11 protein-coding genes are annotated in these 15023 nt (G+C 71.4%); 6 read left to right on the top strand and 5 right to left on the bottom strand.

All coding sequences use genetic code 11. From position 1 onward, the window contains the following. Window positions 1-56: 56 nt before the first annotated feature. The 3 genes from ABZ318_RS09155 (at window position 57) to ABZ318_RS09145 (ending at window position 4806) form a co-directional block, all read left to right on the top strand. Window positions 57-887, top strand: a complete 831-nt coding sequence (locus ABZ318_RS09155) for an LLM class F420-dependent oxidoreductase (protein ID WP_356901828.1) — start codon at window positions 57-59, stop codon at window positions 885-887. A gap of 70 nt (window positions 888-957) precedes the next feature. Beyond that, a complete protein-coding gene (locus tag ABZ318_RS09150; protein WP_356901827.1) occupies window positions 958-3543 on the top strand; it encodes a bifunctional FO biosynthesis protein CofGH in 2586 nt (861 codons plus the stop codon). 144 nt (window positions 3544-3687) lie between these two features. Further along, window positions 3688-4806, top strand: coding sequence for an ADP-ribosylglycohydrolase family protein (locus ABZ318_RS09145; RefSeq protein ID WP_356901826.1), 1119 nt, complete (start codon window positions 3688-3690; stop codon window positions 4804-4806). On the opposite strand, the gene ABZ318_RS09140 is transcribed toward ABZ318_RS09145, so the two are convergent. Next, a complete protein-coding gene (locus tag ABZ318_RS09140; RefSeq protein ID WP_356901825.1) occupies window positions 4791-6320 on the bottom strand; it encodes a sodium:solute symporter family protein in 1530 nt (509 codons plus the stop codon). The genes ABZ318_RS09145 and ABZ318_RS09140 overlap by 16 nt on opposite strands. A 173-nt stretch (window positions 6321-6493) precedes the next feature. Next, on the bottom strand, window positions 6494-7276 hold the full coding sequence (locus ABZ318_RS09135) for an SDR family oxidoreductase (RefSeq protein ID WP_356901824.1): 783 nt from the start codon (window positions 7274-7276) through the stop codon (window positions 6494-6496). An 82-nt stretch (window positions 7277-7358) separates the two neighbouring features. On the opposite strand from ABZ318_RS09135, the gene ABZ318_RS09130 reads away from it, so the two are divergent. Next, on the top strand, window positions 7359-8192 hold the full coding sequence (locus ABZ318_RS09130) for a hypothetical protein (protein WP_356901823.1): 834 nt from the start codon (window positions 7359-7361) through the stop codon (window positions 8190-8192). A gap of 97 nt (window positions 8193-8289) precedes the next feature. Here ABZ318_RS09130 and ABZ318_RS09125 read toward each other — a convergent pair whose 3' ends face one another. The 3 genes from ABZ318_RS09125 to ABZ318_RS09115 form a co-directional block, all read right to left on the bottom strand. Then, a complete protein-coding gene (locus ABZ318_RS09125; protein ID WP_190158955.1) occupies window positions 8290-8490 on the bottom strand; it encodes a DUF397 domain-containing protein in 201 nt (66 codons plus the stop codon). Window positions 8491-8669: 179 nt separating this feature from the next. After that, window positions 8670-9530, bottom strand: coding sequence for a helix-turn-helix transcriptional regulator (locus ABZ318_RS09120; RefSeq protein WP_356901822.1), 861 nt, complete (start codon window positions 9528-9530; stop codon window positions 8670-8672). A gap of 264 nt (window positions 9531-9794) precedes the next feature. Continuing rightward, complete coding sequence (locus ABZ318_RS09115; protein ID WP_329853152.1) at window positions 9795-10493, bottom strand: GPP34 family phosphoprotein; 699 nt, start codon at window positions 10491-10493, stop codon at window positions 9795-9797. A 183-nt stretch (window positions 10494-10676) separates the two neighbouring features. Between ABZ318_RS09115 and ABZ318_RS09110 the strand changes: the two genes are divergently transcribed. Beyond that, a complete protein-coding gene (locus ABZ318_RS09110) occupies window positions 10677-12962 on the top strand; it encodes a serine hydrolase (RefSeq protein ID WP_356901821.1) in 2286 nt (761 codons plus the stop codon). Window positions 12963-13336: 374 nt separating this feature from the next. After that, window positions 13337-15022 (top strand): MFS transporter, encoded by a 1686-nt coding sequence (locus tag ABZ318_RS09105; RefSeq protein ID WP_356901855.1) that lies wholly within the window; start codon window positions 13337-13339, stop codon window positions 15020-15022. The last annotated feature ends 1 nt before the right edge of the window (window position 15023 follow it).

Raw genomic sequence — 15023 nt, 5'->3', positions numbered from 1 at the left:
CCGTACTCCTCGTCGTACCCCTCGGAAATCCGCGCCCCACCCCCTACCGTGCCGCTATGCGGATCTCGACCACGATCTTCCTGACCGACGAGACCATCGGCCCCGTACGGCTCGCGCGCGAGCTGGAGCAGCGCGGCTTCGCGGGGCTCTACCTCCCCGAGCACACCCACATCCCCGTCTCCCGCGAGACCCCCTACCCGGCGGGCGGGGAGCTGCCCCGGGAGTACGCCCGGACGCTCGACCCGCTCGTGGCCCTGGGGCAGGCCGCGGCCGTCACCGAACGCCTCGGCCTCGGCACCGGCATCACCCTGATCACCCAGCACGACCCGATCGTGCTCGCCAAGCAGGTCGCCACCCTCGACCACCTCTCCGGGGGCCGGTTCACCCTGGGCGTCGGCGTCGGCTGGAACCGGGAGGAGGCCGCCGACCACGGCGTCGACTGGGCCACCCGCCGCGAGCTCGGCCGCGACCGGCTGGACCTGATGCGGGCCCTGTGGGCGCCCGAACCGACGGCGTACGCGGGGAAGTCCGGCGACTCCGTACGCGCCTCGGAGGTCTGGCCCAAGCCGGCCGGCGGCGCCCCGCGCGTCCTCCTGGGCGGCGCGGCGGGCCCGAAGCTCTTCGCGCAGATCGCCGCGCAGGCCGACGGCTGGATGCCGATCGGCGGCCGGGGCCTGACGGAGTCCCTCCCCGTCCTCCGCGAGGCCTGGGAGAAGGCCGGCCGTGATTCGGAGGCCCTCCGGCTCGTCCCGTACGCGGTCCTCCCGAGCCCCGGCAAGCTCGCCCACTACGAGGAACTGGGTTGCGACGAGGTCGTTCTCCAGCTCCCGCCGGGCGACGAGCCGGAGGTCATGGCCGTCCTGGACGAGTACGCGCGGTACCTCTGAGGAGCGGCCGGGTCCGGGTTCCTGCGGGGACCCGAACCGCTGTGCCGGGGAGCGCTCGTATGCTCGGTCCATGACGGATCACCAGGCAGGACGGCCCACCGAGAACGCCATGCGCCGCGCCCTCAGGCGGGCCAGGGACGGGGTCGCGCTCGACGTCGCCGAGGCCGCCGTGCTGCTGCGGGCGCGGGGGGAGGACCTGGCGGACCTGGTGGCGTCCGCGGGGCGCGTGCGGGACGCCGGTCTGGAGGCGGCCGGGCGGCCGGGGGTCGTCACGTACTCGAAGAGCGTCTTCATACCGCTCACCCGGCTCTGCCGGGACAAGTGCCACTACTGCACGTTCGTCACCGTCCCCGGCAGGCTGCGCCGGGACGGGCACGGGATGTTCATGTCGCCGGACGAGGTCCTCGACGTCGCCCGCCGCGGCGCCGAGGCGGGCTGCAAGGAAGCCCTGATCACCCTCGGCGACAAGCCCGAGGACCGCTGGCCCGAGGCCCGGGAGTGGCTCGACGCCCACGGGTACGACGACACCGTCGCGTACGTACGGGCCATGGCGATCCGCATCCTGGAGGAGACGGGGCTCCTGCCCCACCTCAACCCCGGCGTCCTGTCCTGGACCGACTTCCAGCGCCTCAAGCCTGTCGCCCCCTCCATGGGCATGATGCTGGAGACGACCGCCACCCGGTTGTGGAGCGAACCCGGCGGCCCCCACTACGGGTCGCCCGACAAGGAACCCGCCGTGCGCCTCCGGGTCCTTGAGGACGCCGGACGCTCCTCCGTCCCCTTCACCTCGGGGCTGCTGCTCGGCATCGGGGAGACCCTGGAGGAGCGGGCCGAGTCCCTCTTCGCGCTGCGCCGGATCGCGCGCGCGTACCACTCGATCCAGGAACTGATCATCCAGAACTTCCGCGCCAAGCCGGACACGGCGATGCGCGGGATGCCGGACGCCGAGCTCGACGACCTCGTCGCCACCGTCGCCGTCGCCCGGCTCATCATGGGCCCCTCCGCCTGCCTCCAGGCCCCGCCGAACCTCGTCGACTCCGAGTACGAGCGGCTGATCGCCGCCGGCATCGACGACTGGGGCGGCGTCTCCCCGCTCACCATCGACCACGTCAACCCCGAGCGCCCCTGGCCGCGGATCGAGGAGCTGGCCGCCCGGTCGCGGGCCGCCGGCTTCGAGCTGCGCGAACGCCTCTGCGTGTACCCGGAGTTCGTCCGGCGCGGAGAGCCCTGGCTCGACCCCCGGCTCCTCCCGCACGTCCGCGCCCTCGCCGACCCCGAGACCGGCCTCGCGAACCCCGACGCGCCCGTGCGTGGCCTGCCCTGGCAGGAGCCCGACGAGGCCTTCACCGCCACCGGCCGCACGGACCTGCACACCACCATCGACACCGAGGGCCGGACGTCCGACCGGCGCGAGGACTTCGACGACGTGTACGGCGACTGGGAGGCCCTTCGCGAGGCCGCCGCGCCCGGCATGGTCCCCGAGCGCGTCGACGCCGACGTCCGCGAGGCGCTGAGCACGGCCGCCGACGACCCGACGAGGCTCACCGACGCCCAGGCCCTCGCCCTGCTGCACGCGGACGGCCCCGCGCTCGACGCCCTCACGCGGATCGCGGACGACGTCCGCAGGTCCGTGATCGGCGACGAGGTCACGTACATCGTCACCCGCAACATCAACTTCACCAACGTCTGCTACACCGGCTGCCGTTTCTGCGCCTTCGCCCAGCGGCGCACCGACGCCGACGCGTACACGCTCTCCCTCGACCAGGTCGCGGACCGCGCCCAGCAGGCCTGGGACGTCGGCGCCGTCGAGGTCTGCATGCAGGGCGGCATCCACCCCGACCTGCCCGGCACGGCCTACTTCGACATCGCGCGCGCGGTGAAGGAACGGGTCCCCGGGATGCACGTGCACGCCTTCTCGCCGATGGAGGTCGTCAACGGCGCGTCCCGCACGGGCCTCTCCATCCGTGAATGGCTCACGGCGGCGAAGGAGGCGGGCCTCGACTCGATCCCCGGCACGGCGGCGGAGATCCTCGACGACGAGGTCCGCTGGGTGCTGACCAAGGGCAAACTGCCCACGGCGACGTGGATCGAGGTCATCACCACGGCCCATGAGCTGGGCATCCGCTCCAGCTCGACCATGATGTACGGACACGTGGACCAGCCCCGGCACTGGCTCGGCCACTTCCGCACCCTCGCCCGCATCCAGCAGGAGACCGGAGGCTTCACCGAGTTCGTGACCCTCCCCTTCATCCACACCAACGCACCCGTCTACCTCGCCGGCATCGCCCGCCCCGGCCCGACCGCCCGCGACAACCGCGCGGTGACGGCCATGGCCCGTCTGCTGCTGCACCCCTGGATCCCCCACATCCAGACCAGCTGGGTGAAGCTGGGCACGGAGGGCGCGGCCGAGATGCTCCGCTCGGGGGCCAACGACCTCGGCGGGACGCTGATGGAGGAGACCATCTCCCGGATGGCGGGCTCCGGTTACGGCTCGTACCGCTCGATCCGCGACCTGGAGGCGATCGCGGAGGCGGCGGGGCGTCCGTCCCGGCCCCGGACGACGCTGTACGGCGAGGTCCCGGAGGAGCGACAGCGCACGGCCCGCGCTTCGGACGGCCACCTCCCGGAACTCCTTCCGGTCCTGCCCCAGGAGTAGCCCGCCCACAACGGAAGGGGGTCGGCGCAACGCGGTCAAACGTGGCCTGAAGGGCGTCCGAACGCATAACGTTCCGCACCCCGAACGCGCGTACCCGGTCGATTACAGTGCTGCGCAGACCGGTCTACGGGGGGAGGGCACGTCGTGGCCACGACAGCCGCAGCCGTGTGGGGCCGCGCCGAGCAGCAGGACTTCCGGGCCCGCGTGCGGGGCTGTCTGCTCGGCGGTGCCCTCGGCGACGCGCTCGGCGCGCCCGCCGACGGACACACCCTCGCCGGGCTCCGCGAGGCCCACGGACCTGACGGACTCACGGACCCGGTGCCCGCGTTCGGCCGCCGCGGCGCCGTCACCGCCTCGACCCAGATGGCCCTGTTCACCGTGGACGGCCTCATCAGGGCCCAGGTCCGCCGGGACACGGGCGCCTGGCATCCGCCCACCGACGTGCACCGGGCCCATCTGCGCTGGGCGGCCACCCAGCGCGACTGGGGCCCGGACGAGCGCCGCAAGGACAACGGCTGGCTGGCCCGTGAGGAGTGGCTCTACGCCCGCCGCAACCCGCCCCGCGCCTGCCTCACCGGCCTCGGCGACGACGTCCTCGGGACCCTCGACAGACCCAAGAACCCCGACGCCGCCGACTCCGGCGCGCTCGCCCGCTCCGCCCCCTTCGGGCTGCTCGTCGGCTGGGAGCCGCAGCTCGTCTGCCAGCTGGCGGTGGAGTGCGCGGCGCAGACGCACGGCGCCCCGGAGGCGGGCCTCGCGGCGGGCGCCTTCGCGGTCGTCGTCCACGGTCTCGCCCGCGGCGGCTCGGTGGAGGCGGCGGTGGCCGGGGCGTGTGGGCAGCTCGCGGTGCGCCCCGGCCACGAGCCGGTGACCGAGGCGCTGAAGGCCGCGCTGACCGCCGTACGGGAGGGGGCGCCGGACGCGGACCGGGTGACGGCTCTCGGGGCCGGCGAGGACCGGGCCGAGGGGCAGCTGGCCGCGGCGGTCTACTGCGCCCTGGTCGGCGAGGACGTACGGCACGGGCTGCGGCTCGCGGTGAACCACGACGGCCCCTCGTCGGTGACGGGCGCGCTCACGGGCGCGCTGCTGGGTGCCCTACACGGCGAGACGGCCCTCCCGCCGGCCTGGCTGGCCGAACTGGAGGGCCGCCCGACGGTCCTGGAGCTCGCGGACGACTTCGCGATGGAGATGACCCAGGGCGCCGCCCTGCACAGCGCGACGGAGTCCTCCCCGGGCTGGCTGGCCCGCTATCCCAGGGGCTGATCGGTCCGTGCCCCCGGCTGCGCGGGGACCGCGTCCCCGTCGGAGCCGAGCCGGTCGAGGAGCGCGTCGCGTTCCGGGGTGTCCTCCGGCTTCACGTATCCGATGAGGACGTACAGGACGAGCGAGGTCGCGAGCGGCGAGACGATCTGGATCTGGAGCTCGACGCCGTCGAGGCCGTAGTTGGTGAGCCAGAAGACGAGGAGTCCGGCAGCCCAGGAGCCGAGCGCGGCCGTGGGGCCCGACTTCCGGAAGGGGCGCAGCAGGCCGAGCATGAAGGGGATCGCGATCGGTCCCATGAGTCCGGCGACCCACTTGATGACGACGGTGATGATGTCCTTGAAGGTGGGGGAGTTCACCTGGGTGGCGACGGCCATCGACAGGCCGAGGAAGGCGATCGTCGACCAGCGGGCGGCGACGAGCCCGGCCCGCTGGGTCCAGCTCCTCGCCGCCTTGCTGAGGACGGGCGCGATGTCCCGGGTGAAGACGGCCGCGATGGCGTTGGCGTCGGAGGAGCACATGGCCATGGTGTGCGAGAAGAAGCCGACAACGACGAGCCCGAGGAGACCGTGCGGGAGGAGTTGCTCGGTCATGAGGGCGTACGCGTCGGAGCCGTCGGGCTTCTTCGGGTGGACGAGCAGCGGCGCGCACCACATGGGGAAGAAGAGGACGAGCGGCCAGACGAACCAGAGGACGGCGGAGAGGCGGCCGGAGCGGGTGGCCTCGCGGGCGGACGGGGTGGCCATGTAGCGCTGGGCCTGGTTCCACATGCCGCCGCTGTACTCGAAGGTCTTGATGAAGAGGTACGCGAGGAGGAACGTCAGCGTGTACGGGCCGGCCGTGGGCGCGGTGTGGCCCTGGAGTTCGGGCCGGTCCCACACGGTCCACAGGGCGCTGAAGCCGCCGAGCTCGCCGAGGACCGCGACGAGCATCGCGACGCCGGCGAGGAGCTGGATGACGAACTGGCCGAGTTCGGTGAGGGCGTCGGCCCAGAGGCCGCCGACCGTGCAGTAGATCCCGGTGACGACGCCGGTGATGAGGATGCCCTGATGGAGGGAGATCCCGGTGAAGACGGAGAGCAGGGTCGCGATGGCGGCCCACTTGGCGCCGACGTCCACGATCTTCAACAGCACCCCGGACCAGGCGAGGGCCTGTTGGGTGGGGAGGTCGTAGCGGTCCTTGAGGTACTCGAGCGGGGAGGCCACGCGCAGGCGGGAGCGGAGCCGGTTGAGTCGGGGCGCGAAGAGGTGGGCGCCGATGGCGATGCCGATGGCGATGGGGAAGGACCAGGTGACGTAGGAGGTGACGCCGTAGGTGTAGGCGATGCCCGCGTATCCGGTGAACATCACGGCGCTGTAGCCCGACATGTGGTGGGAGATGCCGGAGAGCCACCAGGGCATCCGGCCGCCGGCGGTGAAGAAGTCGGAGACGGTGTCCACGCGCTTGTGGGACCAGACGCCGATCGCGACCATGACGCCGAAGTAGCCGATGAGCACGGCCCAGTCGAGACTGTTCATTGCGCCCCTCCATGAGGTCCGGTCCGCCTTGTGAACGCGGTTCATGGTGTGGGGAGTTGGAAGGCTCCGACAATGCAGGGGTGAGTCAAGGGACAGTAAAATCGTTCGCTTTACTGACCCTCGTTCACGTCCATGAACTTGTGGCGTCGCCTGGTGTTGCTTGGGGAAGCGGCTCAGCGCATCAGCTCCCCCGCGTTGACCAGCAGCGACTGCCCCGTGATGGCCCGCGCCCGGTCCGAGGCGAGGAAGGCCGCCGCCTCCGCCACGTCCCCGTCCGTCGCGAGCTCGGGCAGCGCCATCCGCTCGGTGAGGCGGGCGAGCACCTCGGCCTCCGGCACCCCCTCGGTGTGCGCGGCGAACTGGACGTACGCCTGGACCGGCGGCCCCCACATCCAGCCGGGCAGCACGGTGTTGACCCGGATCCGGTGCGGCCCCAGCTCGTGCGCGAGCGAGTACATGGCCGAGGTCAGCGCCCCCTTCGAGGCCGCGTACGCCGCCTGCCGCACCTGCGAGGGCGCCGCCACGGCCGACTGCGTCCCGATCAGGACCACCGAACCGCCGCCCTCCTTCAGCGCCGGCAGGCAGGCCCGGGTCATCCGCAGCGTGCCGAGCAGGTTGACGTCGAGCACCCCCTGCCAGGTCCCGAAGTCCGCGTCCTCCAGGCCCCCGAAGTAGGAGTCCCAGGCGGCGACGTGGACGACCGCGTCGATCCCGCCGAAGCGCTCGACGGCGAGCGCGGCGAGGGCCTCGCACTGCTCCTCGTCGGTGATGTCCGTGACCCGGTACGCGGTGCGGCGGCCCTCCGGGTCGATCTCCGCCGCGGACTTGGCGAGGTTGGCCTCGGTGCGGGCGCCGAGCACCGCGTTGCCCCCGTCCCGTACCACCGTCTCCGCGATCCGGTGCCCGAGCCCGGCACCGACCCCCGACACGACGACCGTCTTCCCCTGGAGCAGCATCCGGACCCTCCTCGACCCTGGCCAAGTATCTGACGGTCCGTCAGAGTAGGAGTCCGGCACCGACATGGGAAGGGGTACGGAAGTGAGCGAGGAGACCCGCAGCGAGACGTACGCGGAACTGGCGGCCGTCGGCCCGTACGGGGTCCGCCCCGGCCACGCGCTGATCACCATGGTCGAACCGCACCCGGGCCACGAGTACGCCTACAACCGCTGGTACGAGGACGACCACTACTACGCGGGCGCCATGGCCATGCCCTGGATGTACGCCGGCCGACGCTGGGTCGCCACCCGCGAACTCCAGGAGCTGCGGCGCCCGGAGAAGTCCGCCGTCGCCCAGCCGGTCACCGCCGGCTGCTACCTCTCGACGTACTGGATCACCGAGGGCCGCTACGACGACCACATGAAGTGGACCGTCGGCATCAACAAGCGGCTCAACCGCGACGCCCGCGTCCACCAGGAGCGCACCCACGTCTTCACCTCGTTCCAGGACCACGAGGCGACCGTCTACCGCGACGGGACGGCCGGCCCGCGCGACTTCCACGCCCTCGACCACCCCTACGCCGGGCTGATCCTCCAGGTGATCGACGCGTCGGGCCCGGAGGAGCGGGCGGCCCTGCTCGACCGCCTCCGCACCCGCGACCTGCCCCGCCGTCTCACCGGCTCACCGGCGGCGCTGGTGACGGCCTTCCGCCCGACCCCGCTGCCCGGCGACCGCATGACGTACGTGAAGCAGGTCGAGGGCGTCGACACCCGGCTCACCCTGCTCTGGTTCCTGGAGCAGGACCCCCGCACGTGCTGGACGGAGCACTTCACGGACCTGGAGTCCCTCGGAGGGGACGCGGGCCGGGTGGAGCTGGTGGCACCCTTCATCCCGACGGTCCCGGGCACGGACCGCTACGTGGACGAGCTGCGCTGACCTGTCGCGGGCAAAGGCCGAGCCCCCTCGGCCAGGACGGCGGACCGGTCGAGAGGGCTCATTCGTACTGCTGGTGACGGCGTGCGCGCACCGGGGCTCAGAGGGCCCCGTTGCTCACCTGGCCGACGAAGGCGTTCCACGATCCCGGACCGAAGGAGAGGGACGGGCCCTCGGGCGCCTTGGAGTCCCGCACCGCGATCGCGGCCATGACGGGGGACTTCACTTCGACGCAGGCCCCGTTCCCACCCGAGTACGAGGACTTCGTCCAGGTGTCCGTGCCGCCCTGAATAATCGCCATGCTGCTCACTCCGGTTCTGCCGAGTAGTGTGTCGCGCCAACGTTCTTGATGGCGTGATCGACGCTACTCGCCGGTCCCGTCCGGCGGGACCGGCGTTCACACGTCCGAGTGGCATATTCCAACTGAGCTTCCGTGCAAGCGATCACGGGGTGTACGGTGCCTGCCCCACCCGTCGGCGATCACCCCTCGGCGTGCTTCTTCGCCATCTTCGAGATGAACTCCCGCGTCTGCTCCACGTTCAGCGCCTGCGCCCTGAGGTGCTCGTACATGACGGAGTACTTGCCGACGTCCTGCGCCTTCTCCAGGTACAGATCGCTCGTCACGCCCTCGATGTAGACGACGCTGGAGTCCGAGGTGTCCGGGAACTCCAGGATCGAGTACTGCCCGCTGATCCCCGGATGCGCGCCCATCTCGAACGGGATCACCTGCACGGTGACGTGCGGCAGGTGCGACTGCTCGATCAGGTGCTCCAGCTGCTCGACCATCAGCTGCCGGCTGCCCACGATCCGGTGCAGCGCGCCCTCGTCGATCACCGCCCACAGGCGCAGCGGACGCTCCTCGTCCCGGATCCGGTCCTGACGGCGGGTCCGGACCGTGACCCGCTTCTCGATCTCCACCGGCGTCGACTCCGGCATCGCGCCGGAGATCACGGCCTCCGCGTACGCGGGAGTCTGGAGCAGGCCCGGGATGATCTGCGACTCGTACATCCGCAGGCTCTCCGCGTCCGTCTCCAGACCGATGTAGACGCTGTACGGGATGTCGCCGAAGGCGTGCCACCAGCCCTGCTGGCGCGAGTCCTTGGCCATCTGCATGAGGGAGTCGACCATGCGCTCGTCCTCGACCTCGTACACGCCGCACAGGTCGCGGACGTCACGCTGGCTGATGGAGCGACGGCCGTTCTCCAGCCGGCTGATCTTGGACTGGGAGACGAGGAGACGCTCGGCGACCTGCTCGGCCGTCATGTTCTTCGCCTCGCGGAGCTTGCGCAGCTCCTGGCCCAATCGGCGTCGCCTGACGGTGGGGTTGACGTTGGACGCCACGGAAACTGCACCTCCGGCTGTCTGCTGCGTAGCTGTGAGTATCTACCGCTTGGCAGACTGCCACCAATGGCCGGGTGCGCGCTGGGAAAACAGGACAACGCACGTGTGCGGGACGGTCGCGCAGACCGCCCCGCACACCTGTGCGGCTCCCGGAATGGTTCCAGGTGGTTCGTGTACCGGTTCGTCGTACCGGTTCGTGGTGCGGGTACTGATGCGGGTACTGGTGCTGTTCGTCGCGCGGTCGTGCTGTCGTGCTGTCGTGCTTCAGTGCGCGGCCGCGCGGGCCATGCTGCCGCGAGGCTGCGCCGGGACGCCCGCGGCGCTCCGGCGCGGCTGTGCCGCCGCGCCGTTCTGGACGTCCATCACGGCGTGCGCCACGAGTCCGCCCATGGGGTCGTGCCGGATCAGATCGCGCAGCCGGGACCGCGACGACCGTCCTTCGTTGCCGGGGTAGAGGTGCTTCCCGAGACCGACCGCGTGGGCCAGCGCGGCAAGCGCCGCGGTCCGCGGGTCCGGCGGTACGCCGGTGCGGATCGCACTGTCCAGCCGGGTACGGATCTCCCGACTGATCGCCGTGTCCGTCGCCTGGTAGCGAGTCGTCGGCAACACCCCGCACATCTGGCCCTCCACGGCATGCACCATGCCGCATCGCTCCAGATGCGAGAGATACGTCTGACGGAGCCCCAGCCGGGGCCCGCCGATCCAGTGGACGGCCCGAACCGGGCTGCCGCGCCTGCGCAGCAGCTCCAGTGCGGAGTCCAGTGTCGGATCTCCGGTCGGCCGTGGCATCACCACGGCGATACGATCCCCGTCAGGGGCTATCCGGCCTGCCAGAGCCAGCTCCACTAGCTGTGCTCCGGCCAGACCGAGGTCGAGCGACTGCGGCTGCGCTGTGGTACCCGTGGTCGGGTCCAGAGCGAGCAGCAGAAGCTCTTCCGGAATAGTTCTGCGGCTCCTGCCCATCCATGCCTCCCCGCGTGGATGAATGACAGGGTGACCCCTCTCACATTCATCTGTCGAGAGTGCCTGGGTGGTTCATCCGGGAACCGGCAGGTATGTCGTTCTCGTCTAGCACGGGAGCCAAGGGGTTCACACAGGACACTGGTAGACGGTTCGGACGTACGTATGACGCATGGAGGAGGCACGGTGGCGGGCGAGTCCCCCGACAAGGCGGAGCAGCAGGGGTCGTCGCAGGAGACGACGGCCTCGGGCGGCGGCCGGGATCCTCGGCTTTCCGTGCTCCGTGAGTCAGACGCCTCGTCGTCCTCGGCGGTTCGGGTCGACCAGCCGACGGCCGTCTTCAAGACCCTGACCCCGCGCACGCCCGAGGACGACGAGCCGAAGGCGGAGCCGGAGTCGGGGTCGGAGTCGGAGTCGGGCGCTGAGTCCGGCGCGGAGGGCGACCGTCTGAAGGCGGCCGTGGCGGCGTGGGTCGCGACGGAGGAGGAGCCGGAGAAGCCGGGGTCGAAGGAGCCGGAGGCTTCGGAGGCGAAGGCGTCGGTCGAGGAGCCCGAGCCCGAGCCGGAGGAGGCCGACGAGCCCGAGCCGGAGGACGAGACCGAGGCCGACGAGCCGGCCGACGAGGTCGAGGAGACTGACGGCGAGTCCGACGACGAGACGGACGAGGAGGACGCCGAGGACAAGGCGCCCTCCGCTTCCTGGTTCGCCGCGAAGAAGCCGGCCACCGACGAGAAGCCGGCGGAGCTCTCGGACGCGACCGACTCCACCGATTCCACCGATTCCTCGGACACGACCGACTCTTCCGGTTCTTCCGACTCTTCCGATTCCTCTGGTTCCTCCGAGGACGAGGAGCCCGTCGACCAGCCGACGACCATGTTCAAGATGGTCCGTCCGCCCGTCGTGGACCAGCCGACGACCGCCCTGAAGCTCCCGTCCGGTCTGACCGCGGACTCCGACAGCGAGCGCACCAGTGTCTTCCGTGCGCTGCGTCCCGACATCCCGGCCGAGCAGAAGGCCGAGAAGGCCGAGAAGGCGGCACAGGAGGCCCCCAAGGCCTCCGCCGCCCCGGCAGCCGCCCCCAAGGCCCCTGAGGCTCCCAAGACCCCCAAGGCCCCCGCGCCCGCCCCCGTACCGTCGCCGGCGTCGCTCGCCGAGCCGGAGCGGACCCGGCAGCAGCCGCTGCCGCCGCTGCCCCCGCTCGACCTGCTCGCGGAGCTGACGAACACGCCGCCCCCGCCGCCGAGCGCGCTGCGGACGACCCTGCGCCGGCTGCGGATCTGGACCCCGCTGGTCCTGCTCCTCCTGATCGTCTTTGCGATCGTGCAGATGGTCCGCCCGCTGCCCGCGCCCGCGCTGACGCTGACGGCCGCGCCGACGTTCACCTTCGGCGGCGGCAAGCTGCAGATGCCGTGGCCCGACGAGGGACAGGGCGCCGTCGAGGTCGAGGGCGTCGGTTCCATGGGCCGGTACGGAGCGCAGAAGCCGGCCCCGATCGCGTCCGTGACCAAGACGATGACGGCGTACGTGATCCTGCGCGACCACCCGATCAAGGGGAAGCAGCCCGGTCCCGAGATCACGATCGACAAGAAGGCCGCCGACCAGGGGAAGCACGCTTCGGAGTCGACGGCGCCGGTCCAGGAGGGCCAGACCTACACGGAGAAGGAGCTCCTGGAGCTCCTGATGATCCCCTCCGCGAACAACGTGGCCCGGCTGCTCGCGCGCTGGGACGCCGGTTCGGAGGCCGCGTTCGTCGAGAAGATGAACGCCGCCGCGAAGGACCTGGGCATGACCCAGTCGACGTACACGGACCCGTCCGGCCTGCTCGACAGCACCATGTCGACCCCGCAGGACCAGCTGAAGCTGGCGAAGGCGGTCATGCAGTACGACGTGTTCCGCGAGATCGTGAACATGCCGAACGTGACGGTCGACGGCATCCCCGGCCGGATCGAGAACAACAACAACATCCTGCTCCACGACGGTGTGAACGGCATCAAGACCGGCTCCTCCACCCCGGCCGGCGGCAACCTGCTCTGGTCGGCGAACACCGTCGTCGACGGCCAGAACCGCCGCATCCTCGGCATCGTCATGGGGGCGAAGAACGCCAAGATGCTCATCGACAAGCTGCAGCTGGCCATCGACAACAGCCTCAAGCTGATCCAGCAGGCCCAGAAGGACGTCACCTCGGCCACCGTGGTCAGGAAGGGCCAGGTCCTCGGCTACGTGGACGACGGTCTCGGCGGCCGGACGCAGGTCGTGGCCACCAAGGAGCTCAAGGCGGTCGGCTGGCCGGGCCTCGAGGTGAAGCTGGAGCTCACGGATGGCGGAAAGCCCCTCCCGCACTCCGGCAAGGCGGGCGACATCGTCGGCCAGGTGTCCATCGGCACCGGCGCCGGCAAGGTCAGCTCCCCGGTCGCCCTGAAGGCCGATCTGGTGGAGCCCGGCTTCGACAAGAAGCTGACCCACCTGGGCTGAGGCCACCCGCTCGGCCGGGCGTCCCGGATTTTCCGGGACGCCCGGCTGTTAGCGTCTCCGGGGGGACGAGACCCACGCGTGACCCACGCGAGAAGCGAGCAGCGAGACGGGCAGCAGCACGGGAAAGGGCCGCAGTGACCACCGCCGAGCCGACACGCGCCGACCGCGCGGACTCCGACCCCGACGTCTACCGTGATGCCCATGAAGCTCGTGACACCGACGGCGGCTCGACCACGGATATCGGACCCTCTTCGCTCCCGCGAATAGTGCTCCCGACGCAGCGGCCCGCCCCGGCACCGGCACCGGTCCCGGCGACGCCCGCCCCGACCCCCACCCCCACCCGTGCCCCGCGGCGCAAGCGCCGCTACACGGTCATGGCGGCCACCGGGCTCGCCGCCCTCACCCACGTCCTGTGGTTCTTCCTCTTCGCGAACAGCGGCGGGGACCTGGCCGCGCAGGACGCCTGGGCCGAGTTCGTCGGGCGGCACCCGGACTCCGCGTACAACCTGGCCTGGTACGGCGGGATGCACCCCGTCTCGTACAGCGTGGTCTCGCCCTACCTGATGTCGGTGCTCGGCGTCCGCAGCACGATGATGGTCGCGGGGACGCTGTCGGCCGGCCTGACCGCGCTGATCCTGGTGCGGGTGCGGGCGGTCCGCAACCCCCTGGTCTGCTCGGTCGCGGGCGTCTTCGCCTTCCTCTGCAACGCGCTCTCGGGCCGGGTGACCTTCGGCCTCGGCATGATGTTCGCGCTCGGCGCGGTCGCCGCCGTCTTCTGCTGGCCGTACCGCTGGCGCCGCAAACGCTGGGCGAAGGCGGCGGTCGCCGCCCCGCTGGCCGGTCTGGCGACGGCGTGCAGCCCGGTCGCGGGCCTGTTCCTCGGCATCGCGGCGGCGGCGCTGTTCCTGAACAAACGGCGCCCGGGCGCGTACGCCCTGGGTCTCGCCCCGGTGGCCGTGGTGGCCCTCTCCTCCTGGCTCTTCCCCTTCTCGGGCACGCAGCCGATGGCCTTCGGCTCGACGGCACTCCCGCTCCTCTTCGGCATGCTGACCTTCTTCCTCGTCCCGAAGACCTGGCGGACGGTCCGCACAGCAGCAGCCGTCTACACCATCGGCACCCTCCTGACCTGGCTGATCGACTCCCAGATCGGCTCGAACATCTCCCGGCTGCCGATGCTCTTCGCGGGCGTCGTGCTGCTCGCGGCCCTGCCGTACACGACCCCGCGCTCACGCCGCTGGTACGCGCTGCTGCTCGCCGTCGCGGGACTGAACTTCTGGGTCGGCTTCAAGGGCGTCGACGACGTCATCCGCACCGCCCCGGACGCGTCCTGGGCGCGCGAGCTCGCGCCGCTCGTCAACCAGCTCCAGGTCCGGGACGCGGGCAAGGCGCGGGTCGAGGTCGTGCCGGCGTCCAGCCACCGCGAGTCCTCCGCGCTCAGCCCGTACATCAACCTGGCGCGGGGCTGGAACCGCCAGGCGGACATGGAGCGCAACCCCCTCTTCTACGACGACACGCTGAACGCCGCGAACTACCGGGACTGGCTCCACCGCTGGGCCGTCCACTACGTCGTCCTGCCCACCGGAGCCCCCGACTCGGGCGCCGAGCAGGAGGCGGAGCTGGTCGGCGAGGGCCTGCCGTACCTGAGGCAGGTCTGGTCGGACGAGAACTGGCGGCTGTACGAGGTGCAGAACCCGACCCCTCTCGCCGACCCGCCGGCCGAGGTGCAGAGCGCGGAGGAGAACGAGGTCGTGATCCGGGTCGACAGCCCCGGCCGGGTCCTGATCCGCGTCCCGTACTCGCCCTGGCTCGCCCTCGTGGACGAGAACGGCGGCAAGATCGAACCGCCGAAGGAGACGGAGGCCTCGAAGCTGGCCCGCGAGGCGTCGGAGACCGAACTCCCCAAGGCCTTCGCCAACGAGGAGGGCTGCCTCTTCAAGGCCGAGGCGGACGCCGAGGGCGACGAATGGACGGAACTCCTCGCCCCGAAGGCGGGCGTCTACCGCCTGGGAGCCCCCTACAAGCTCTCGCGCGGCACGGCCTGCCCGGAAGAACTCCGCTGAC

The sequence above is a fragment of the Streptomyces sp. NPDC006197 genome (genome assembly GCF_040613865.1).
Classification (GTDB): Bacteria; Actinomycetota; Actinomycetes; order Streptomycetales; family Streptomycetaceae; genus Streptomyces.
Note: the sequence above shows the minus strand (reverse complement) of the source record. Positions and strands in the feature narration are given on the sequence as shown.